A 21,494-nucleotide genomic window follows, 5' to 3' on the forward strand; every position below is an offset into this window, starting at 1 on the left:
CCCGATAGCCCGCCCCGGACCTGATCCGGGGCCTCACCCCTCACGCCGGTACCGACGCCTTCAGGTCCAGCGCCGCGTGCAACAGCGTCTTGGCATAGGCCGTGCGCGGGTTGTCGAAGATCTCCTGCGCCGAGCCGTACTCGACGATATCCCCGTCCTTCATCACCGCCACGTTATGGCTCATCGCCCGCACCACGTTCAGGTCGTGGCTGATGAACAGGTAGGCCAGCCCCCATTTCTCCTGCAGCTTCCGCAACAGGTCGACGATCTGCACCTGCACCGTCATGTCGAGCGCGCTGGTGGGCTCGTCCAGCACCACCATCTTGGGCCGCAGGATCATCGCCCTTGCAATGGCGATCCGCTGCCTCTGCCCGCCCGAGAACTCGTGCGGGTAGCGGTCCATCGTGGCGGGGTTCAGGTCGACCTCCTCCATCACCTCGGCCACAAGCTCTCGCGGCGACCGGTCATCGGGGTTGCCATGCACCCCCAGCCCTTCCGCGATGATCTGCTCGCAGGTCATCCGCGGGCTCAGGCTGCCGAACGGGTCCTGGAACACGATCTGCATATCCGCCCGCCGCTTGCGCAACTGCCGCGTCGACCAGCCATGCACATCCTCGCCGTCAAACGTGATCTTCCCCTGCGACGCCGCCAGCCGCATCACCGCCATCGCCAGCGTGGTCTTGCCCGACCCGCTCTCGCCGACGATCCCCAGCGTCTCGCCCGCGCGCACCCAGATGGTCGCGTCGTTCACCGCCTTAATATGGCCCGTGGTCTTCCGCAGCAGGCCCCGCTGGATCGGGAACCACACCCGCAGCCCCTCGGTCTCGACGATGGTCCTTGCCCCCTCCGGCACAGGCGCCGGCTCGCCCGTGGCCCGCGCACCCAGAAGCTTCTGCGTATAGGCGTGCTGCGGGTTGGCGAAGATCTCCTTCGTCGGCCCGGCCTCGACGATCTCGCCATCCTTCATGACACAGACCTTGTCGGCGATCCGCTCGACGATCTGCAGGTCATGGGTGATGAACAGAAGGCCCATCCCCTCGTCCCGCTTGATCCGCGCCAGCAGCTCCAGGATCTGCGCCTGGATCGTCACGTCCAGCGCGGTTGTCGGCTCGTCGGCGATCAGGATGTCGGGCTTGTTGGCCAGCGCCATGGCGATCATCACCCGTTGCCGCTGCCCGCCCGACAACTGGTGCGGATAATCCTTCAGCCGGCTTTCCGCGTTGCGAATGCCCACCATGTCGAGCAGTTCCACGATCCGGTCCCGGGCCGCGTCGCCCACGATCCCCTGGTGCAGCTCCAGGCTCTCGCGGATCTGCTTTTCCAGCGTGTGCAGCGGGTTCAGCGACGTCATCGGCTCCTGGAAGATGAAGCTGATATCGTTGCCCCGCACGTCGCGCAGCCGCTTGTCCGACGCGCCGATCATCTCCTGCCCGTCATAGGTGACAGAGCCGCCAACCCTTGCCGACGCGCCCAGCAGCGACACGGTCGACAAGGCCGTCACCGACTTGCCCGACCCGCTTTCGCCCACCAGCGCCACGGTCTCGCCCCGCCCGACCGAGAAGGACACGCCCTTCACCGCCTCGATGGTCCGCCCATCCTGGAAAAAGCTGACCGTCAGGTCGCGCACGTCGAGAACGGCATCGCTCATGTCAGAGGGCCCCCAGGTACAGAATCGGGAAAAGCGCCGCCGCCCCGATGGTCAATGCCATGTGCGTGGCCGAGGGCCGCCACCCTTGGCGCCGGCACATCCACGCCGACAACAGCGCCACGCCCGAGGGCAGCGCCGCAAGCAGCACCGGCAACGCGATCAGCGCAGGACCGACGCCGCCCGGCGCCGAATCCGCGCCCACACCGACCCGGGCCACCCAAAGCGCCGCGCCCGCCAGCACCGCCACGATCGCGCCATGCACCGCCAGCGCGGCGACAAAGGCCCGGCCCAGCCAGGGAGAGGTGACCACGACACTCATTCGAAGGTCTTCCTCGGGTCGAACGCATCGCGCACACCCTCGAAGATGAACACCAGCAGCGACAGCATGATCGCGAAGGCAAAGAACGCCGTAAAGGCCAGCCACGGCGCCTGCAGGTTCTGCTTGGCCTGCAAGGTCATCTCCCCCAGGCTCGGCGCCGAGGAGGGCAGCCCGAAGCCGAGGAAGTCGAGCGCGGCCAGCGTGCCGATCGTGCCGGTCACGATGAACGGCAACAGCGTCAGCGTCGCCACCATCGCGTTGGGCAGCATGTGACGGAACATGATCGTCAGGTTCCCCACCCCCAGCGCCTTGGCGGCCCGCACGTATTCAAGGTTCCGCGCCCGCAGGAACTCGGCCCGGACCACGCCGACCAGCGCCATCCAGCCGAAGAACACCATGATCCCCACCAGCAGCCAGAAACTTCGTGGCAATATCGCGAACAGGATGATGATCACGTAAAGCTGCGGCGTCGCCGACCATATCTCGATGATCCGCTGAAAGATCAGGTCGGTCAGCCCGCCGAAATACCCCTGCACGGCACCCGCGAAGATGCCGATCACGCTGCACAGCACCGTCACGATCAGCGTGAACAGCACCGACAGCCGGAACCCGTAGATCACCCGTGCCAGCACGTCGCGCTTGGTGCCGTCGGTCCCCAACAGGTTCTGCTCGTTGGGCGGCAGCGGCGCCGCGCCGGGCCGGTCGACCGGGGTGTCGAAGCTGTAGGGAATGGGCGGCCAGAGCGTCCAGCCCTTGGCAATCGCCTCGCCGCCGATCTCGCCATCCTGCGCATCCGCGATCACCCCCTCGGGATCGTCGAAGCAATCCTCGCGCCCGCCCGACACGATCAGGCATTCCACCTCCGGATCGGCATAGATCGCCTCGGTCGCGAAATCCCCGCCAAAGGCCGTCTCGGGATAGAAATTGAAGATCGGCGTGTAGAACTCGCCCTGGTAGTGCACCAGGATCGGCCGGTCATTGGCCACGAACTCGGCCGGCAGGGTGATCACCATCAGCACCGAGAAGATGATCAGCGACCAGAGCGCCCGCTTGTTGCGCTTGAAGTTGCGCCAGCGGCGGCGGTTGAGCGGCGACAGCTTCATGAAAAACCGCCCCCGCGCTTCTTCTGGCCAAAAATATCCCGGGGGGCGTTGAACCCCTGCAGGGGGTTCAGCGTGGGGCAGCGCCCCTCTTCACACCGCGAAGAACACATCGTCCGCATCACCCCTCCCGCGTCTCGAAATCGATCCGCGGGTCGACCAGCACATAGCACAGGTCGCTGATGATATTCACCAGCAGCCCGATCAGCCCGAACAGGAACAGCGTGCCGAACATCACCGGGTAATCCCGGCTCAGCGCCGCCTCGAAGCCCAGCCGCCCCAGCCCGTCGAGCGAGAAGATCGTCTCGATCAGCAGGCTGCCACCGAAGAACACCCCGATGAACACCGCCGGAAAGCCCGCGATCACGATCAGCATGGCGTTGCGGAAGACATGGCCATACAGCACCTTGCCCTCCGACAGGCCCTTGGCGCGCGCGGTCATCACGTAATGTTTCTTGATCTCGTCCAGGAACGAGTTCTTCGTCAGCAGCGTCAGCGTGGCAAAGGCCGCGATGGTCGAGGCCAGCACCGGCAGGGTGATATGCCAGAGGTAGTCGACGATCTTGCCGAAGAGGCTGAGGTCGGCGAAATTGTCCGAGGTCAGCCCCCTCAGCGGGAAGATCTGCCAGTAACTCCCGCCCGCGAACAGCACCACCAGCATCACCGCGAACAGGAAGCCGGGGATGGCATAGGCGGCGATGATCACGCCGCTGGTCCAGCTGTCGAAGCTCGTCCCGTCGCGCACCGCCTTGCGGATGCCCAGCGGGATCGAGATCAGGTAGGCGATCAGCGTCGACCAAAGCCCCAGCGAGATACTTACCGGCATCTTCTCCAGCACCAGGTCGGTCACGCTGATCGAGCGGAAATAGCTCTCGCCGAAATCGAACCGCATGTAGTTCCACATCATGTTGACGAACCGCTCCAGCGGCGGCTTGTCCAGCCCGTACTGCGCCTCCAGCTCGTCGATGAACTCCTGCGGCAGGCCGCGGGCGCCCATATAGCCCTCGCCCTGGCTCTGCTGGAACGTGGCGTCCTCGGCCCCGCCGGCGAAGGAACCGAACACGTCGCCCTCGCCCTGCATCTCGGCGATGATCTGCTCGACCGGGCCGCCGGGCACGAACTGCACCAGCACGAAGTTGATGACCATGATGCCGAACAGCGTCGGGATGATCAGCAGTATCCTGCGAAGAATATAGGCGCCCACGTCAGCAAGCCCTCCGGCGCGGGGTCAGGTGGGCCGCAAGACGGCGTGGGGTCATTGCAGCGCCCCTGACGCCTTGAGTTCCTCGGCCTTCTCCTCGTTGAACCACCAGAAATCCAGAGTGCCCAGCGCGTAGGGCGGAATTTCCTCGGGATGCTCGTACATGTCCCAGTAGGCGACCCAGTGATCGGGCTTGTAGCCGTCGGGAATGACGATGAACTCGTGCCTGAGCGCCCGGTCGAGGGCGCGGATCGCCACGTCCTCCTCTTCCTGGCTCTCGGTCATCAGCGATTCCTCGATGATCCGGTCCACCAGCGGGCTGGCCAGCCCGGCGGGGTTGAACAGGCTGTACTCGGCCGCTTCCGACCCGAACCGCTGCGCCAGCCCGGTCCCGGTGCCCAGCAGCGCCGGGTAGCCATCGAAGACAAGGTCGTAATCCCGATCCCGCTCGCGCAGGGAATACTGCGACGAATCAACCGACTCGAACCGCGCATCCACGCCCATCGCCTTGAGGTTCACGATGAAGTTCTCGGCGATTGCCCGGCTGGTCGCCTCGGACGACGCGTTGAACAGGAAATCGAGCCGCATGGTCTCGCCCTCGGCATTGCGCAGCCGGCCGCCCTCGCCCACGGTCCAGCCCGCCTCCTCGAACAGCTTCAGCGCCTGCCGCAGGTTCCGGCGCGAGCTCAGCCGGTCGGGATCGGATTCATGCGGCACCCACGGCTCCTCGGTGAAGATCTCCTCGGGCACCACGTCGCCCAGCGACTTCAGGAATTCCAGCTCCTCGCCCTCGGGCAGGCCGGTGGCCTCCAGCCGCGTGCCGTCGGAATACGACCGCTGCTGTTCATAGAGACCATAAAGAAGCGACTTGTTGGTCCATTCGAAATTCAGCGCCAGCGCCACCGCCTCGCGCACCCGCTTGTCCTTCAGCGGCTCCGAGCCGAGGTTGAAGACGATCCCGGTCATGTTGGGCGGCATCCCGTCCGGCAGCTCCTCGCGCACCACGTCGCCCCGGCTCAGCGCCGGGAAATCATAGGCGCTGGCCCATTTCTTCGGGTCGGCCTCTGTCCGGTATGTCACCTCGCCCGCCTTGAACGCCTCGAAGGCGGCGGTGCTGTCGGCGAAATACTCCAGCCGGATGGTATCGAAATTGTGCCGGCCCTTGTTGATCGGCAGGTCCCAGCCCCAGTAATCCGGGTTCCGCTTGAGGATCACCCGGCGGTTCACGTCGATATCCTCGATCACGTAGGGCCCCGAGCCCGGCGACGTCTCGAGCCGGCTCTCGTCCAGCTTGGCGCCGCTCTCCTCGAACCATTTCTGCGACCACACCGGCACGCTGCCCACCTGGTCGATCAGCGACCGGCGCGAGATGCCGTCGGCAAAGTAGAACTTGATCGTGTGATCGTCGATCACCTCGGCCTTGGGAATGCGCTTGCGCACCGCCTCGGCATAGGATTTCAGCCCCTCGTCCAGCAGCAGGTTATGGCTGAACAGCACGTCATGGGCGGTCACCGGCGTGCCGTCGGAAAACTCCGCCTCCGGGCGCATGTGGAAGATCACCCACGACTTGTCCTCGGGATACTCGATCGTGTGCGCCAGCAGCCCGTACATCTCGTCGTAATCATCCGCCGGCAGCGCCCCGCTGCCTGCCAGAACCTGCCCCAGCAGGCTTTCGTACATCACCGTCGACAGCGCCGCGGCGCGGCCCTTCCGGGTGTAGGGGTTCATCGAATCGAAGCTGCCCGACAGCGCCAGGGAAATCTCGCCCCCCTTAGGCGCGTCGGGGTTCACGTAATCGAAATGCTCGTAATCCTCGGGATAGGACAGGTCGCCGAAGTACGAATAGCCGTGGCTTTTGATGATCGTCTCGTCGCCGTCCTCCTGCGCCAGCGCCGACTGCGCCAGCAGCGCCGCGATGCAAAGCCCCGTCAGGGCCGCAACCATCGCGCGGGGGGCAAAGCGCGCCGCGCGGGCCCGGCTGTTGTATCGGATCATGTCTTGCTACCTCCTGCCGATCTGCGATCTGGCGCTTGTCGTTGCCGCAAGGCTAATCAAGGCCACCTCCGACATTCAAGCGCTGATACGTCCGTTTCGCCCAATATGGGGTCACAAAAACGAAAGGCCACCGTCCCGCCCGGGTCGATGGCCTTCAACGCATGTTTCTGCCGTGTTCAGTTCGAGGCGCTCTCGATATAGGCGACCACGGCCGCGCGGTCTGCCTCGTCCTTGAGGCCGGCAAAGGCCATCTTGTTGCCCGGCGCCATGCCCTTGGAATCCTCCAGCCACTCGTTCAGCCGGTCCTCGGTCCATTGACCGCCAAGCTCCTGCAGGGCGTTGGAATAGCGGAACCCCTCGACACCGGCCACGTCGCGACCCACGAGGTTCACGAGATGCGGCCCGACGCGGTTCTGCTCGCTGTCGACCACGTGACACGCCTTGCACTTGCGAAAGACCTTCTCGCCCTCGGCCGGATCGGCCGACGCGACCATCGCGGCGAAGCCACTGCCCTCGGCAGAGGCTTCTTCCTCGCTGGCCGCCTCTTCATCGGCCGATTCTTCCGAACCCTCTTCGGCGGCGTCGCCCGAGGCATCCCCGGCCCCGTCGGTCTCTTCCGTGGTCGCGTCTGCTTCCTCGTCGACCAGAACCGCATCGCCGTTCTCGGTCACGCTCGCGGCATCCGCCTCGGCGCTCGGCGTGGGAGAGACATCCGCTTGCTCCGGCTCTTCCGCGGTGACCTGCTCGGCGGAGATGGCGGGAACGTCGTCCTCGGCACTCTCACCAGCGGCCTCATCCTCCGCGGCACCCTCGTCCGCAGCACCTTCCTCGGCAGCACCCTCGTCCGCAGCACCTTCCTCGGCGGCTTCACCTTCGGCAGCACCCTCGTCCGCGGCACCCTCCTCGGCGGCTTCACCTTCGGCAGCGCCCTCGTCCGCGGCACCTTCCTCGGCGGCACCTTCTTCACCCTCGGCAGAGGCCTCTTCCGTCCCTTCTTCAGACGCCTCTTCCTCGGGCACTTCCATCTCGTACGTATCGCCATCGGTCTGGTCGAGATAGGCGATCACGTTGGCCCGGTCCTCGATGCTGCCGAGACCCGAGAAACCCATCGTCGTGCCCGGCGCGAAACCGGAGGGGCTTTCGAGGAAGGCGCTCAGGTTTTCCGGCGTCCACACATCCGCCGCCGCCACGAGGTTCCCGGAATAGGAAAACCCGTCAGCCGAGGCCACGTCGCGACCGACCACACCGTACAGGTAGGGGCCCGTCCCGTTGGCGCCCTCCTCGACCGTGTGGCAGGCCTTGCACTTGTTGAAAACGCGCTCGCCCTTGCTGGCATCGGCCGACACGAACAGCTCCGCGAAACTCGGGCCGGACTCGCCTTCCGAGCCGCCTTCGCTCCCCTCGCTTCCGGTGTCGATCACGTAGCCTTGCGCATGATCCTCACCATGCCCGCCGGGCCCGTGATAGATCAGTTCCGCGGCCCACTTGCCCAAAAGGAAAATCAGCAGCGCGCCGCAGAGACCGCCGACGATCTTGGTGAATGTCATCGTATCGAACATGTGCCTCGATCCCATTTATCTCTCGGGCGGTATCTATCCGCTTCCACTACGAAGGCGCAAGGTGTAGTTTGCGCGACCAAACGACCGCACCTCGCACCGGCGGCGACAAGGGACAGAAACGGACAAGAAATGACCAGACGCATTGCCTTTCAGGGCGAGCCGGGTGCCTATTCGCACCAGGCCTGCCACGAGACTTACCCCGAGATGGAGGCCATGCCCTGCCGCACCTTCGAGGACGCCATCGAGGCGGTCCGCACGGGCGAGGCCGAGCTCGCCATGCTGCCGGTCGAGAACTCCACTTTCGGCCGTGTCGCCGACATCCACCACCTGCTTCCCGAATCCGGTCTCTACATCGTCGACGAGGCCTTCGTGCGGGTCCGCATCCACCTGCTCGCCATCCCCGGCACGCCCCTCACCGACATCACCCACGCCATGAGCCACACCATGCTGCTCGGCCAGTGCCGCAGCTTCCTTGGCGAACACAATATTCACCGAGTCACCGGCGCCGACACCGCCGGCTCCGCCCGGCAGGTGGCCGAGGATGGCGACCCCCACACCGCCGCCCTCGCCAGCGAACTGGCCGGCGAGATCTACGGCCTCGAGGTGCTGGCCCGCGACATCGAGGACGAGGGCAACAACACCACCCGCTTCCTCGTCATGGCGAAAGAGCCCGACTGGTCCCGCCGCGGCGATGACGGGATGATGACCACCTTCGTCTTCCAGGTCCGCAACATCCCCGCCGCGCTCTACAAGGCGATGGGCGGCTTCGCCACCAACGGCGTCAACATGACCAAGCTGGAAAGCTACATGCTGGGCGGCACCTTCTTCGCCACCCAGTTCTACGCCGATATCGAGGGTCACCCCGAGGATCCGGCGGTGCAGCGCGCGCTCGAAGAGCTCGACTATTTCACCTCCGAGATCACCATGCTGGGCGTCTACCCCGCCGATCCCAAGCGCCACTAGGCCACCGATACCGTTCCGGCTTTGCCGTCCGCGCCGGATCGCTTTCCCATCCGGCGCCCCCGCAACGAAACCGGCGTTCCGGGGGCCGTCGCCTGTTCGGGAACCGGTTTCGTTTCAGTCACTTGTCTTAGATGTACGTTAGGAACCTGTTCCAGACGCACAAGACTTTTCACGCCGAAGTGTCTTCGCACATGCGCACAATCACCCGTGCGGCATCGGCGTTTCATAGCACATGCGCGCATCCTATTTGAGCGTCACGCAACGACGGAACAGTCCGCCGCTGAGTGAATGGAAACAAGAAAAACCTCAAAGGAGGACGCTATGAAAAGCTTCAAACTGATCGCCATCGCGACCGCTGCCGCACTGCCCGCTCTTGCCGCCTATTCCGCGACGGGGCCGGCCCCGCTGCACAGCCTCGTTCTCAGAACCGCCCAGACGGAAACCCTCGATCTGGTCGAGCTGAGCGAACGCGAACGGCAGACCGACATCGCCGAACTCAGTGAACGTGAGCGGCAAACGGACATCGCCGAGCTGAGCGAACGCGAGCGGCAAACCGACATTGCCGAGCTGAGCGAACGCGAGCGGCAGACCGACATCGCCGAACTCAGCGAACGCGAGCGGCAGACCGACATCGCCGAGCTGAGCGAACGCGAACGGCAAACCGACATCGCCGAACTCAGTGAACGCGAGCGGCAAACCGATATCGCCGAACTGAGTGAACGCGAACGGCAAACCGATATCGCCGAACTCAGTGAACGCGAGCGTCAGACCGACATCGCCGAACTCAGTGAACGCGAACGGCAAACCGATATCGAGAACGTCGCCGACCACGCGCAGCAAGTCGAAATCGCGGAACTCAGCGAAGAAGAGCGCAAACCCGGCATCGCATAAGCCATGTCGCCTTTCCGGCCCCGGCCCATCGGCCGGGGTCGCAAACCTGTACCGTCAGTCCTTCCACACCGGGTTGGACCATGCGGCCCGCCCGGCGGCATCCAGCACGGTCACCCGCACCCAGTCGCCCGCGGAGAACTTTGCCAGCTTGATCCGCGCCCCGGTCAGCGACCGCCCGGTCTCGCATAGCGCCGCGCTGCCATGGCCCTGGACGATCACCCGCTCCACGGCCGAGCACTCCACCACGATCTCCTTGCCCTCGATCCGCACATCCCGCAGTTCGGGGCCCTGCGTGGCATAGAAATGCCCCGCCTTCAGCGCCGCCAGCAACGGCTCCGGCGCGTTCTCCTCCGCCTTCACCATCACCCAGCCGCCGAACGCGTCGGGTGTGGCGAAATGCGCGTCATCCGTGGCAATCGCGGTCAGCCGCCGGCCCGCCGACAGCATCAGGTCGGCCATGTGCCACCCGTCGCCCCGACCCGCCTCGACCGCGCAACCGTGGTTGTAGATCTCCACCGCGTGCGCCGCCTCGATCGACATCGCGTCCTCGAAATGCATACCGCTCCATTGCGGATGCGCCACCGTCACGAACGCCCCGGCCTCCCGTGCCCGCCTTGCAAGCTCCGGCCCGCTTTCCTGACCCTCGACAGGCCCGAAATGCGGCGCGTTGCCTTGCGCGAAATCCGCCGGCAGGCCCACGGCAAGGATATGCCAGATCTCCCCGTTCCGCATCGCCCCCGAATGCAGCTCGGCGCCCAGGATCGTGGTGAACCCCTCGCCCCGGAACGGCACCGTATCGGCCACAGGATAGCCATACAGCCCGATGAAATGGTCGGTCAGCGCGATGAAATCATACCCCTCCGCCCGGTAGCGGCGGCACACCTCGTCCGGCGCCAGCCGCCCGTCGGACAGGGTCGAATGGGTGTGCAGGTTGCCGCGGAAGAACCGCCCCGGCGCGGTAAAGGCTGTCTGCATGGCCCGCCTCCCTGGAATGCCCCTTGGCCTACGATACCCTTGTAACGGTTTTCCGTTCGTTCAGGCGGTTTGCTTGTACCGCCGCTCGATTTCCTTCGAATACGCGGCCATCCGTTCATTGAGCCGGTTCATCAGGCTCTTCTTCGCCAGCTTCAGCGACTGCACCAGCAGCTTGGCGGTCAGGTTCTTCGGCTCGAGCTCCACGTCCATCGTCACCCGCGTGCGGGTCCGCGACAGCGCCACCAGCTCCGCTTTCATCTTGCCGCCCAGCCCGGCCGAGCGCGATGCCATCACCAGCCCGTTCGGCGGGTCGTACTCGGTCAGCTCCAGCTCGATCTCGCGCGCCTTGCCGCGCAGCTCGAACGCGGCGTCCCACATCATGCCTACACCCTTGTGGTTCAGCTTGTCGACCCGCTGAACCTCGGCCCCGCGCCGCATCGCCGCGCGCTCGATCGCCTTGAAATCCGTCATCTGCTCGAAAACGAACTCGATCGGTGCCTCGATATCTTCCCTGGTCCCGAATTTCATGCCTGTCCCTCGTTGCGTCCGTCAGCCCTGCCCCGGCGTTTTGTTAGCACATTTTCCGTGCCCCGCCATGCCCTGCTTGTCACGTCATTCCAGCGTATCCGCAAGCCAGTTCCGCAGCAGGAAATGGGCGATCGCCCCCTTGCGCGCGGGCAGGATTTTCGGGTTTTGCCCGGCGAAGGCGTCCATCACCTCCTCCTTGCTCACCCAGATCGCGTCGTCGATCTCCTGCGGGTCGATCCGGATCTCGTCGGTCAGCGCCTCGCCCCGGCAGCCGAACATCAGCGAGCTGGGAAAGGCCCAGGGCTGGCTCGACAAATACTCCACCCGCCCCACCCGGATCTGCGATTCCTCGAACACCTCGCGCCGCACCGCCGCCTCGATGGTCTCGCCCGGCTCCACGAAGCCGGCAAGGCAGGAATACATCCCCTCCGGCCAGCCCGGCGACCGGCCCAGAAGCGTGCGGTTGCCGCGGGTGATCAGCATGATCACCACCGGGTCGGTCCGCGGGAAATGCTGCCCGCCGCAGGCATCGCAGGACCGCTGCCAGCCCGACAGGATCATCCGGCTCTCGGCCCCGCAGCGGGCACAGAACCGGTGGCTCACATGCCAGCCGGCGATCGCCTTGGCGGTGGCGGCCAGCTCGGCGTCCCGCGGGCTCAGCCGGGTCATGATCCGCCGCAGCTCGGCAAAGGCGCTGCCCTCGGGCAGGTCGGGATGGGACTGCAGGCTGGTGTCGTGAAACCGGTTGATCTCGGCCTCGTCCAGGTCCTCGGGCACCCAGCCCGAGATATCCAGCGCCAGCACCAGCCGCCCGCTCTCCTCGCGCCCCAGAAGCACCGGCGGCAGCGTCGCCCCCTCCAGAACCGGATGATCGGCCGGCAGCCGCACCAGCCGGTCCAGCTCCGCCGCCTCCACCAGCAGCTTGCCGCGCCACAAAAGCGCCACGTCCACCGCCCCCTCGGCCCGGCGATAGGCCAGCGCCGCCTCGTCGCCGCGCAGCTCGGCCGCCCGGTCGAGCCCCGATCCCCCGAATGTCACCGTCTCGGCATGCTTCATGCAATCTTCCTTTTCCCTTGGGGTGCCACGTTCCACCCCGCCGGGCAAGAGAGCCCCGCACCCGGCCGCCCGACACCGGCGATCTTCCCCGCGCCCGCGGCCCGGTCGAAACAGTTCGTTCACGGAATACGATTTCCGACAAGCATGTTTACAATCTATAATTGCCAAATTACCCTGACTTTCGTCGCATGTGCCGGGACGTCTGGCACCCGGCCCCGGAAACCGAAAAGAGTTGCTTGCGTAATGATTGCACCGGGATGAATTCGCCCGTCAGACCCCAGCCGTCCCCAGCCCTCCGCACGGGCTCCGGGTCGTTCCACCTGCGCCTGCTCGCCACCTCGGACATCCACGCCGCCATCCTGCCCTACGACTACGCCGCCGACCGCCCCGACAGCGGCTACAGCCTCGCCTGCATCGCCAGCCTCGTCGACACCGCCCGCGCCGAGGCCCCCGGCGCCTGCCTGCTGGTCGACAACGGCGATTTCCTCCAGGGCAGCCCGCTCAGCGACCTGCACGATCCCGAGGGCGCCCCGCACCCGGTCATCGCGGCGATGAACCGGCTGGGCTACGACGCCGCCAATCTCGGCAATCACGAGTTCAACTTCGGCCTGCCCACGCTCCGGACAGCGGTGGAACAGGCCGCCTTCCCGGTGCTCAGCGCCAACACCCTCACCCGCAAGGGCGCCACCCCCGCCGAGGATGAAACCCTCCTGCGCCCGGCCACCATCCTCACCCGCACCGTCACCAGCGCGGCGGGAGAGACCCGCACGCTCAATATCGGCCTGATCGGCCTGCTGCCGCCGCAAATCACCCTCTGGGACAGGTTCCACCTCGGCGGCGAGGTCACCGCGCGCGACATGGTCGACACCGCCGCCCACCACGTGCCCGCCCTGCGGGCCCAGGGCGCCGATATCGTCATCCTGCTCGCCCATACCGGCATCGACACCGGCGACGCCGGGCCGGACATGGAAAACGCCGCCCTCACGCTGGCCCGCCTGCCCGGCGTCGACGCCATCGTCGCCGGCCACAGCCACGAGCTGTTTCCCCATGGCGACACGCCCCCCGGCGCGGACGAGGCCGATCACCTCGCCGGTACCTTCTCGGGCATCCCGGCCGTGCTGCCGGGCTATCGCGGCTCGCATCTCGGGCAGATCGACCTCGACCTTGCCCATGACGCGGGCGGCTGGTCCGTCAGCGGCCATCGCGCCCGCCTTCACCCGGTCCTGCCCGGCGACACCCCGGCCCACCCCGCCATCGCCGAAACCGTGCGCCACGACCACGCCGCCACGCTGGCCCGGATGCGCGCGCCGCTGGGCCACACCGATCAGCCGATCCACAGCTACCTGTCGCTCTACCGCGCCGACCTGCCCGTCCTGCTGGTGGCCGAGGCCAAGCGCCGCGCGGTCCGGCAGGCGCTGTCCGGCACCGCGCTCGACGGCCTGCCCGTGCTCGCCGCCACCGCACCCTTCAACACCGGCGGCCGCGCCGGGCCCCGCGCCTATACCGACATTCCCGCGGGCGATCTCACCCTGCGCAACGCCGCCGACCTGCAACCCTTCCCGAACTCGCTCTGCGCGCTGCGCTTCACCGGGGCCGAGGTGAAGGACTGGCTCGAACGCGCCGCCTCCTGCTTTCACCGGATCGCGCCGGGCCAACCCGACCAGCCGCTCTGGAACAACGCCTTCCCCGGCCACGCCGCCGACACCATCGCCGGGCTGACCTACCGGATCGACCTCTCCGCACCGCCCCTCTACGACGACAGCGGCCGGCCCCTGCCCGGCCCCGCCGGACCCGGCCGCATCCGCGACCTCGCCCATGAGGGCAGGCCCGTCGCCCCGGCCGACGACTTCGTCGTCGCGGTCAACAACTACCGCGCCTTCGGCGGCGGCCCCTACCCGGTGCTGCCGGAAAACCGCCTGGTCCATGCCAGCCAAACGCCCGTACGCGACCTGCTCGCCGGTTTCTTCCGCGACGGCGGGCATCACGCCCTCTCCGCCACCCCGGCCTGGCGCTTCCTGCCCCTGCCCGACACCTCCGTGCTGATCTGGTCCGGCCCCGGCCTGCGCGCCCACCCCGCCGACATCGCGGCCCATGACCTCACCGATCTCGGCCTGTCGCCGGGCGGCTTCCTCCGCCTGCGCATGCCGCTCGACACGGCGCCTTGCGAATCCGCCACGTAACCCCTATGTAACGCCTCGAGAGGTTGGCGCGGGCAAGCGCCTCGCCAACCCGGTCAGGTCCGGAAGGAAGCAGCCGTAACGAGCCCCGCTTGGGTCGTTGTCCAGCCTCTCACCCTTTCCCCCCTATACCAAGCCGACCGAACGCCGCTGTCAGGAGACCGGCGTCCCCGGATCCTCGGCCAGCTTGCGCTCCAGCGCCTCCAGCTCCTTCGCCCGCATCTCGCCCACCGCGTTCGCGCCGTCCTTCCAGCGCCGGTGAATCCAGAACCACTGCTCCATGTTCGCGCGCACCACCACCTCGAGCCGCCGATTGAACTCGCGGGTCATGGTCAGCGGGTCGGAATGCGGGATCGGCGCCTCGAAGGTCATCCGGAAATCCAGCCCGTTGGGCTCCCGCAGGGCCCAGAGCGGCACCAGCGGCGCGTCGTATTTCAACGCCAGCTCGGCGGCGGACAGCGAGGTCAGCGCCGGATGCCCGAAAAACTCCAGCGGCAGGCCGTCATGGGTGTTCAGGTCGTTCATGATCGACACCACGCCGCCCTTGCGCAGATGCCGGACCATCTGCACCAGCCCCTGCCGGCTCTGCTCGATCACCGGCTGGCTGATCCGCTCCATCGCCTCGGCGTAATGGGCGTTGAACGGGCGGTTCGACATCGGCCGGTAGAAGCTGGCGCTCTGGATGCCCTGCGCGGCGATCCCGGTGCGCGCGGCGTTGAAACTGCCGATATGGGCCGAGATGATGATGCCGGGACGGCCCGCGTCGCGCGCATCCTGCAGCACCTTCACGCCGGGGCCGGTGATCGGCATCCGCTCGCGGACACGCGGGGCGAACTCCGGCGAATAGAGCTCGACCATGTTGCGCCCGGCATTGTCGGTGACGCCGCGGGTGATCCGCTCGACCTCCTGCCTGGAAAGCTCCGGACAGACCAGCGCAAGATTGTCCCGCACGCGCTGCGAATACCCCGCCAGCGGCGCAAGGATGCGCGAGGTGAACCAGCCGGCCACGGGCACGCGCCAGCGATACGGCAGCACCCGGGTAAGCCGAACCGGAAGGAACAGCAGCTCGCCGGTAAGCCGTTCGGAAAACGGGATTGTGTCCTTTTGGGCGGTCTCGGTCATCCGGTCGGTCTTTGTCAGGTCAGGTCCGGGTCACATACGCCGCGCGCCGCCCGCGGGCAAGCCCGTCAGGGCCTGCGGGGCAGCCCGGTGCCGATCATCGAATCGCGGGTCACCAGCGCGGCAAGGGCCTCCTCGCTCATCCCCTCGGTCCCCGCGGGCCGGGCGGGCAGCACTATGTAGCGCATGTCGGCGGTGCTGTCATGCACGCGCACCTGAACGTCGTCGGGCAGCTCCAGCCCGAATTCCCGCAGCACCGCCCGCGGCTCGATCACCGCGCGCGAGCGGTAGGCCCGCGTCTTGTACCAGTCGGGCGGCAGGCCCAGCAGGTTGCGCGGATAGCACGAGCACAGCGTGCAGACGATCAGGTTGTGGGTCGTCCCGGTATTCTCCACCGCGATCAGGTGCAGCGGCCCGATGTCGAACCCCATCTCCCGTGTCGCAGCCGAGGCGTCCTGCAACAGCCGCCGCTTGAATTCCGGATCGGTCCACGCCCGCGCCACCACGGCGGCGCCGTTGGCCGGGCTGCGCGCATCCATCGCGTCGATCTGGCGGGCGATCTCCTCCGGCGTCATCAGCCCCTTTTCCACCAGCAGCTCCCGCACCGCGATCTCCATCCGCTGCCAGTAGGTCAGCGCGGCATCGTTGTCGGCGCGGTACGGATGGCCCGACGGGCTCATCCCCTCGTGCGAATGGGACGGATGGTCATGCGGCATGTCAGAGCCTTTCCAGCCAGTGGCCGTAAATCTCGGCGTCGATCGTGTCGGCCGGCCGCTCGGCGGCCTCCCCCCAGATCTCGGCCATGGTGAACCGGACGCGGTAGAGCGGCTGTTTTTCCGCCTCCAGCCCATAGGCCAGCTGCTCGGGGTTGGCGAACCGGCCCAGCTCCCGCTCGATCTCGCCCGTCTTGCCGCGCAGGTAGGCGGGCGCGCGCACATGGCCCGGCGGCATCATCGACCTGACCCGCACCCGCTCAGCCATCCTGCGCCTCGCCATAGGTGGGGCCACGCGCGGCCACCTCTTCCATCTTCTCGCCAAGCTCCTGCACCGTGTAGGCGCCCGCCTCGAGCAGGTTCTGGTTGGTCGCGGCGATCCAGCGCTCGTAATAGCTCATCGTCTCGAACGCGTCCTCGCCCATGTCCTCAAGCGCGCGGCGCAGCCCGTCGACGGTGAACAGGCCCTTCTGTCCGCACAGAACCATCAGCGCATCGACGCGCTTTTCCCAAAGGGCGAAATCGTGCTGGTCGAAGGAAAGCGGCCCGGCCTCTTTCCCGCCCATGTCATGCCAGCGGCGTCCGTCGGTGTTGCTCATGGGCCGGAGGGTATGCAGGCAAGGCGCGCTTGTCCATCTTGATCGTCGCCCCGCTTCGCCGCACAGTTCCCCTCATGGACAGTCCTTGCAAGGGGAGCCCGGCCATGCTCAGCGGCGGATGCCAGTGCGGCGCGATACGATACGAGGTGCGATCGGCCCCGGTGGGGCTTTACGTCTGCCACTGCACGGAATGCCGGAAACAGTCCGCCTCGGCCTTCGGCATATCGGTGATAGTGCCGGCAGAGGCGCTGACCGTCACCCGGGGCTCCCCCTCCACCTGGTCCCGCGCGACGGACCGCGGCACGGGGCTGGATTGTTTTTTCTGCCCGGATTGCGGCAGCCGGTTGTGGCACGCGCCGGACCCGGCCAAGGGGACGGTTTCGGTCAAGGGCGGCTCGCTCGATACGCCGGTCGACCTTGGCGACGCGGTGCATATCTGGACCGCCAGCCGCCTGCCCGGCGTGGCGATTCCCCCGGGCGCGCGGAGCTTTCCGGGAGAGCCTGAATAAGGGCCAAGGAAACGGCACGCGCGACCCTGGCCCCGGGCAAACGTCACCCCATCTGTTCCTTGCGCAGCAGGATCACGGTACCGGCCGGATCGGACGTCCAGTGGCCGGTGACGTTGGTCAGCGGTTCGAGCTCGTCCCGGCAGGGGCTGCCAAGGTCTGACAGGGCCGTGTCCGGATCGTCGTCGAACAGCTCGATCCACAGATCCGTCTGGCTTTGCTGCGGCACGCGGTCGATCCACAGGGTCATGCTGCCGAAATCGAACCCCGTGCTGTGATCCAGTTCACGGGTGACCGTCAGCCCCACCTTGTCGCGGTAGAAGGCGACGGTATCCTCCCAGAGATGCAGCGGAACTTTGATGGCGATGTTCTTTCCAGGCGTCATTTGATGTTGTCTCCTTTGCGGCTCCGGTTCACTTGTAGAAGCCGTCACGCAGGTTGATCCCGTGCTCCAGCCAGGCCTTCATGGCGCAGAGCATCCCCGTCCAGCCCTGGCAATTCCCGAAGGAGGAGGACAGGCCGGCCTCCGTTTCCGGCCAGCCGAACTCGCTGATCCGGACCATCGTTCGCCCGTCCTCGAGCCCCTGGAATTCCATTGTCACGGTCGTCCAGGTGTCGGCGATCCCGTCGGCCTCCCATTGCAGCACGATCCGGCTGTTGGGCACGACTTCCTGCACCAGAACGGGAAAGGCACCGGGAAAATCGTGGAAATCCCATGTTACCTCTGCCCCGGTTTCCAGCCGCCCGCGGGCGCCGCCGGTGGTGAAATACTGTGACAGGCGGTCAGGCGAGACCACGGCCTCGAAGACCTCCTCCACCGGTTTGGCGATGCGCCCGGCGACGGTGAATTTCAGTTCCATGATGCGAATCCTCTTTGTTTCGCGTCCATAATGTTATAGTTTTATAACATGTCAACGGAAGAAAGATTCGACACCCTCTTCAAGGCGCTCGGCCACCGGGCGCGGCGGCGGATTCTCGACCTGATCAAGGACGGCCCGAGAACCACGGGCGCGCTGTGCGAGGTTCTGACCGATCTCGACCGGTGCACGGTAATGCAGCACCTTTCGGTGCTGGAAAAAGCCGGGCTGGTGGTGGTGGAGCGGCGCGGCCGGGAGCGCTGGAATCACCTCGACGCCCTGCCCATCCATGACGTCCAGAAACGCTGGATCGGCCCCTATGCCGCCCACGCGATCGGCATGCTTTCGGATCTGGAAGGACTGGCCGAAACCGACAGCGAAGCCTTGCCGGAAGGGGCCACCGACAAGACAAATGCCTGACAGACGCGCGCCGCGCGGAAACCGTCTCGGAACGTGAAAAGGGCGGGGAAATTCCCCGCCCTTTCCGTGTCGTCTGCGGCCCGGCCTACGCCGACTTGGCAAGGTTCCGGAGCACGTAGTGCAGCACGCCGCCATGCTCGACATATTCGATCTCGATCGCCGTATCGATCCGGCTTTTCAGCGTGATCTCCTTGGTCGAGCCGTCGGCATAGGTGATCGTACAGGGCACCTCGGCCTGCGGCTTGATATCGCCTTCCAGCCCGGTGATGTCGAACGTCTCCTCCCCCGTCAGCTTGAGCGAGGAGCGGGTGTCGCCCCCGGTGAACTCGAACGGGATGACACCCATGCCGACGAGGTTCGACCGGTGGATCCGCTCGAAGCTCTCGGCGATCACCGCCTTCACCCCCAGCAGGTTCGTCCCCTTCGCCGCCCAGTCGCGCGAGGAGCCGGCGCCGTATTGCTCGCCGCCCACGACCACGAGCGGCGTGCCCTGATCCTGATAGGCCATCGCCGCCTCGAAGATCGAGGTCTGCTTGCCGTCGGGCCCCTTGGTATAGCCGCCCTCGACCCCGTCCAGCATCTCGTTCTTGATACGGATGTTGGCGAAGGTGCCGCGCATCATCACCTCGTGGTTGCCCCGGCGCGAGCCGTAGGAGTTGAACTCCCGCACCGGCACCTGCCGCTCGACAAGGTACTGCCCGGCCGGCGTGCTTTCCTTGAACGAACCGGCGGGCGAGATGTGGTCGGTCGTGACCATGTCACCCAGCAGCGCCAGCATCCGCGCGCCCTTGATGTCCGAGATCGTGCCGGGATCCTTCGACATGCCCTGGAAGTAGGGCGGGTTCTGCACATAGGTCGATTGCGGCGGCCAGTCATAGGTTTCGCCTTCCGACGTCTCGACCTCCTGCCACTTCTCGTCGCCCTCGAACACCTCGCCGTATTTCTCGATGAACGATTCCCGCTTCACGGTCTTCTGCACAAGCTCGGCGATTTCCGACTGCGACGGCCAGATGTCCTTGAGGAAGACATCATTGCCGTCCTTGTCCTGCCCCAGCGGCTCGCGGGTGATGTCGACATTCATGTCACCCACCAGCGCATAGGCCACCACCAGCGGCGGGCTGGCCAGGTAGTTGGCGCGCACGTCCGGGCTGATCCGCCCCTCGAAGTTGCGGTTGCCCGACAGCACCGACACGCCGATCAGGTCGTTGTCGTTGATGCATTTCGAGATTTCCGGCGCCAGCGGGCCGGAGTTGCCGATGCAGGTGGTGCAGCCATAGCCCACGAGGTTGAAGCCGATGGCATCCAGGTCGTCCTGCAACTCGGCCGCCTCGAGATACTCGGTCACCACCTTCGAGCCCGGCGCCAGCGACGTCTTGACCCACGGCTTGCGGTTCAGCCCCAGCTCGCGCGCCTTGCGGGCCACCAGCCCGGCGCCGATCATCACGTAGGGGTTCGAGGTGTTGGTGCAGGACGTGATCGAGGCGATCACGATCGAGCCGTCATGCATCTGGTACTTGCTGTCCTCGGTCGAGACGAAGCCGCGGGCGTGGTGCCCTTCGTCGCCGGGGATGTCGCGGGGCTCGGGGGCGCCGCCCTCGTCCTCCCAGCGGACTTCGGACTTGCCGTTGACGTCACGCCCCTCGCGGAAGCCGCGCACGTAGTCGTGGAAGGTGGTCGCCGCCTTGTCGAGGTTGATGTGGTCCTGCGGCCGTTTCGGGCCCGAGATGGCCGGCACGACGCTGCCCATGTCGAGCTTCAGCGTATCGGTATAGACCGGGTCGTAATCCGGCCCACGCCAGAAGCCGTTCTCCTTGGCATAGGCCTCGACCAGCGCGATGCGATCCTTGTCCCGCCCGGTCAGCTCGAGATAGCGCAGCGTCTCGTCGTCGATCGGGAAGAAGCCGCAGGTGGCGCCGTATTCCGGCGCCATGTTGGCAATGGTCGCCCGGTCGGCCAGCGGCAGATGGTCGAGCCCGTCGCCGTAGAACTCGACGAACTTGCCCACCACACCCTTCTCGCGCAGCATCTCGACGACCTTGAGCACCAGGTCGGTGCCGGTGGTGCCCTCGACCATCTTGCCGGTCAGCTCGAAACCCACGACCTCGGGAATCAGCATCGAGATCGGCTGGCCCAGCATCGCGGCCTCCGCCTCGATCCCGCCGACGCCCCAGCCGAGCACGGCCACGCCGTTGATCATGGTGGTATGGCTGTCGGTGCCCACCAGCGTGTCGGGATAGGCCACCATCTCGCCTTTCTGGTCCTCGTCGGTCCAGACGGTCTGGGCGAGGTATTCGAGGTTCACCTGGTGACAGATACCGGTGCCCGGCGGCACCACGCGGAAGTTGTTGAACGCGCCCTGGCCCCATTTGAGGAACTGGTAACGCTCCATGTTCCGCTCGTATTCCCGGTCCACGTTCATCTGGAAGGCGCGCGGGTTGCCGAACTCGTCGATCATGACCGAGTGGTCGATGACAAGGTCGACGGGGTTCAGCGGGTTGATCTGCTGCGCGTCACCGCCCAGCGCCACGATCCCGTCCCGCATGGCGGCAAGGTCGACCACGGCCGGCACGCCGGTGAAATCCTGCATCAGCACGCGGGCCGGGCGATAGGCCAGCTCGCGGTTGGCGCGGCCACCATTGTCGGCCCAGTCCGAGAACGCCTTGATGTCATCGGTGGTGACGGTCTTGCCGTCCTCGAACCGCAGCATGTTCTCGAGCACGACCTTGAGCGCGGCGGGCAGGCGCGAGAAATCGCCCAGCCCCGCCTTCTCGGCGGCGGCGATGGAGTAATAGGAAACGGTCTGTCCGGAGACGCTGAGCGACTTCCGTGTCTTCGAGGTATCCTGGCCGACTGTGATGGGCATGCGGG

The 21,494-nt window shown here is 66.4% G+C and carries 21 protein-coding genes and 1 other RNA gene; 6 read left to right on the top strand and 16 right to left on the bottom strand.

The annotated features are described in order from the left end of the window. Positions 1 to 40: 40 nt before the first annotated feature. The 6 genes from RLN94_RS02730 to RLN94_RS02755 all read right to left on the bottom strand — a co-directional run bounded on the left by RLN94_RS02730 (position 41) and on the right by RLN94_RS02755 (position 7,822). Positions 41 to 1,648, bottom strand: coding sequence for an ABC transporter ATP-binding protein (locus RLN94_RS02730; protein WP_350130613.1), 1,608 nt, complete (start codon positions 1,646 to 1,648; stop codon positions 41 to 43). 1 nt (position 1,649) lies between these two features. Continuing rightward, positions 1,650 to 1,967, bottom strand: a complete 318-nt coding sequence (locus RLN94_RS02735; RefSeq protein ID WP_350130614.1) for a hypothetical protein — start codon at positions 1,965 to 1,967, stop codon at positions 1,650 to 1,652. Beyond that, a complete protein-coding gene (locus RLN94_RS02740; protein WP_350130615.1) occupies positions 1,964 to 3,070 on the bottom strand; it encodes an ABC transporter permease in 1,107 nt (368 codons plus the stop codon). Before RLN94_RS02740 ends, RLN94_RS02735 begins: the two co-directional genes overlap by 4 nt. Positions 3,071 to 3,188: 118 nt before the next feature. Then, on the bottom strand, positions 3,189 to 4,271 hold the full coding sequence (locus tag RLN94_RS02745) for a microcin C ABC transporter permease YejB (RefSeq protein ID WP_350130616.1): 1,083 nt from the start codon (positions 4,269 to 4,271) through the stop codon (positions 3,189 to 3,191). A 51-nt stretch (positions 4,272 to 4,322) separates the two neighbouring features. Continuing rightward, a complete protein-coding gene (locus RLN94_RS02750; protein WP_350130617.1) occupies positions 4,323 to 6,263 on the bottom strand; it encodes an extracellular solute-binding protein in 1,941 nt (646 codons plus the stop codon). A 176-nt stretch (positions 6,264 to 6,439) separates the two neighbouring features. After that, complete coding sequence (locus RLN94_RS02755) at positions 6,440 to 7,822, bottom strand: c-type cytochrome (RefSeq protein WP_350130618.1); 1,383 nt, start codon at positions 7,820 to 7,822, stop codon at positions 6,440 to 6,442. A gap of 129 nt (positions 7,823 to 7,951) precedes the next feature. On the opposite strand from RLN94_RS02755, the gene RLN94_RS02760 reads away from it, so the two are divergent. Beyond that, positions 7,952 to 8,785, top strand: coding sequence for a prephenate dehydratase (locus RLN94_RS02760; RefSeq protein WP_350130619.1), 834 nt, complete (start codon positions 7,952 to 7,954; stop codon positions 8,783 to 8,785). Positions 8,786 to 9,106: 321 nt separating this feature from the next. Next, complete coding sequence (locus tag RLN94_RS02765) at positions 9,107 to 9,676, top strand: hypothetical protein (RefSeq protein ID WP_350158571.1); 570 nt, start codon at positions 9,107 to 9,109, stop codon at positions 9,674 to 9,676. A gap of 54 nt (positions 9,677 to 9,730) precedes the next feature. Here the strand turns inward: RLN94_RS02765 and RLN94_RS02770 are convergent, their stop codons facing one another. The 3 genes from RLN94_RS02770 to nudC all read right to left on the bottom strand — a co-directional run bounded on the left by RLN94_RS02770 (position 9,731) and on the right by nudC (position 12,235). Then, positions 9,731 to 10,651 (bottom strand): PHP domain-containing protein, encoded by a 921-nt coding sequence (locus tag RLN94_RS02770; protein WP_350130621.1) that lies wholly within the window; start codon positions 10,649 to 10,651, stop codon positions 9,731 to 9,733. A gap of 60 nt (positions 10,652 to 10,711) precedes the next feature. Beyond that, positions 10,712 to 11,179 (bottom strand): SRPBCC family protein, encoded by a 468-nt coding sequence (locus RLN94_RS02775; RefSeq protein ID WP_350130622.1) that lies wholly within the window; start codon positions 11,177 to 11,179, stop codon positions 10,712 to 10,714. Between the two features lie 84 nt (positions 11,180 to 11,263). After that, a complete protein-coding gene (nudC, locus tag RLN94_RS02780; RefSeq protein WP_350130623.1) occupies positions 11,264 to 12,235 on the bottom strand; it encodes an NAD(+) diphosphatase in 972 nt (323 codons plus the stop codon). Positions 12,236 to 12,492: 257 nt separating this feature from the next. On the opposite strand from nudC, the gene RLN94_RS02785 reads away from it, so the two are divergent. Next, the gene (locus RLN94_RS02785) at positions 12,493 to 14,415 is read left to right on the top strand and encodes a bifunctional 2',3'-cyclic-nucleotide 2'-phosphodiesterase/3'-nucleotidase (protein ID WP_350130624.1); all 1,923 of its coding nucleotides are present in this window, start codon (positions 12,493 to 12,495) and stop codon (positions 14,413 to 14,415) included. Between the two features lie 17 nt (positions 14,416 to 14,432). Next, positions 14,433 to 14,529, top strand: an RNA gene (gene ffs, locus RLN94_RS02790) — signal recognition particle sRNA small type. Between the two features lie 36 nt (positions 14,530 to 14,565). Here the strand turns inward: ffs and RLN94_RS02795 are convergent. The 4 genes from RLN94_RS02795 to RLN94_RS02810 all read right to left on the bottom strand — a co-directional run bounded on the left by RLN94_RS02795 (position 14,566) and on the right by RLN94_RS02810 (position 16,810). Further along, complete coding sequence (locus tag RLN94_RS02795; protein ID WP_350130625.1) at positions 14,566 to 15,534, bottom strand: lysophospholipid acyltransferase family protein; 969 nt, start codon at positions 15,532 to 15,534, stop codon at positions 14,566 to 14,568. A 65-nt stretch (positions 15,535 to 15,599) separates the two neighbouring features. After that, complete coding sequence (gene nthA / locus RLN94_RS02800; protein WP_350130626.1) at positions 15,600 to 16,247, bottom strand: nitrile hydratase subunit alpha; 648 nt, start codon at positions 16,245 to 16,247, stop codon at positions 15,600 to 15,602. Between the two features lies 1 nt (position 16,248). Continuing rightward, positions 16,249 to 16,512 (bottom strand): SH3-like domain-containing protein, encoded by a 264-nt coding sequence (locus RLN94_RS02805; protein WP_350130627.1) that lies wholly within the window; start codon positions 16,510 to 16,512, stop codon positions 16,249 to 16,251. Further along, positions 16,505 to 16,810 (bottom strand): ScnB-like protein, encoded by a 306-nt coding sequence (locus RLN94_RS02810; protein WP_502949394.1) that lies wholly within the window; start codon positions 16,808 to 16,810, stop codon positions 16,505 to 16,507. The genes RLN94_RS02805 and RLN94_RS02810 overlap by 8 nt, the downstream gene beginning before the upstream one ends. 137 nt (positions 16,811 to 16,947) lie before the next feature. On the opposite strand from RLN94_RS02810, the gene RLN94_RS02815 reads away from it, so the two are divergent. Beyond that, complete coding sequence (locus tag RLN94_RS02815) at positions 16,948 to 17,352, top strand: GFA family protein (RefSeq protein WP_350130629.1); 405 nt, start codon at positions 16,948 to 16,950, stop codon at positions 17,350 to 17,352. Between the two features lie 43 nt (positions 17,353 to 17,395). Here RLN94_RS02815 and RLN94_RS02820 read toward each other — a convergent pair whose 3' ends face one another. Together RLN94_RS02820 and RLN94_RS02825 are read right to left on the bottom strand one after the other, a co-directional pair. Further along, positions 17,396 to 17,734: a hypothetical protein gene (locus RLN94_RS02820; RefSeq protein WP_350130630.1), complete on the bottom strand. Its 339-nt coding sequence runs from the start codon at positions 17,732 to 17,734 to the stop codon at positions 17,396 to 17,398. Positions 17,735 to 17,762: 28 nt separating this feature from the next. Continuing rightward, positions 17,763 to 18,209, bottom strand: a complete 447-nt coding sequence (locus RLN94_RS02825; RefSeq protein ID WP_350130631.1) for an SRPBCC family protein — start codon at positions 18,207 to 18,209, stop codon at positions 17,763 to 17,765. A 48-nt stretch (positions 18,210 to 18,257) separates the two neighbouring features. Here RLN94_RS02825 and RLN94_RS02830 point away from each other — a divergent pair, with 48 nt between their 5' ends. Continuing rightward, positions 18,258 to 18,626 carry an ArsR/SmtB family transcription factor gene (locus RLN94_RS02830; RefSeq protein WP_350130632.1) on the top strand — a complete coding sequence of 123 codons (369 nt, stop codon included), beginning with the start codon at positions 18,258 to 18,260 and terminating at the stop codon, positions 18,624 to 18,626. A gap of 85 nt (positions 18,627 to 18,711) precedes the next feature. On the opposite strand, the gene acnA is transcribed toward RLN94_RS02830, so the two are convergent. Then, positions 18,712 to 21,489, bottom strand: coding sequence for an aconitate hydratase AcnA (gene acnA, locus RLN94_RS02835; protein ID WP_350130633.1), 2,778 nt, complete (start codon positions 21,487 to 21,489; stop codon positions 18,712 to 18,714). Positions 21,490 to 21,494: the final 5 nt, after the last annotated feature.

It is taken from the genome of Roseovarius sp., from assembly GCF_040223625.1.
Taxonomy (GTDB): Bacteria; Pseudomonadota; Alphaproteobacteria; order Rhodobacterales; family Rhodobacteraceae; genus Roseovarius.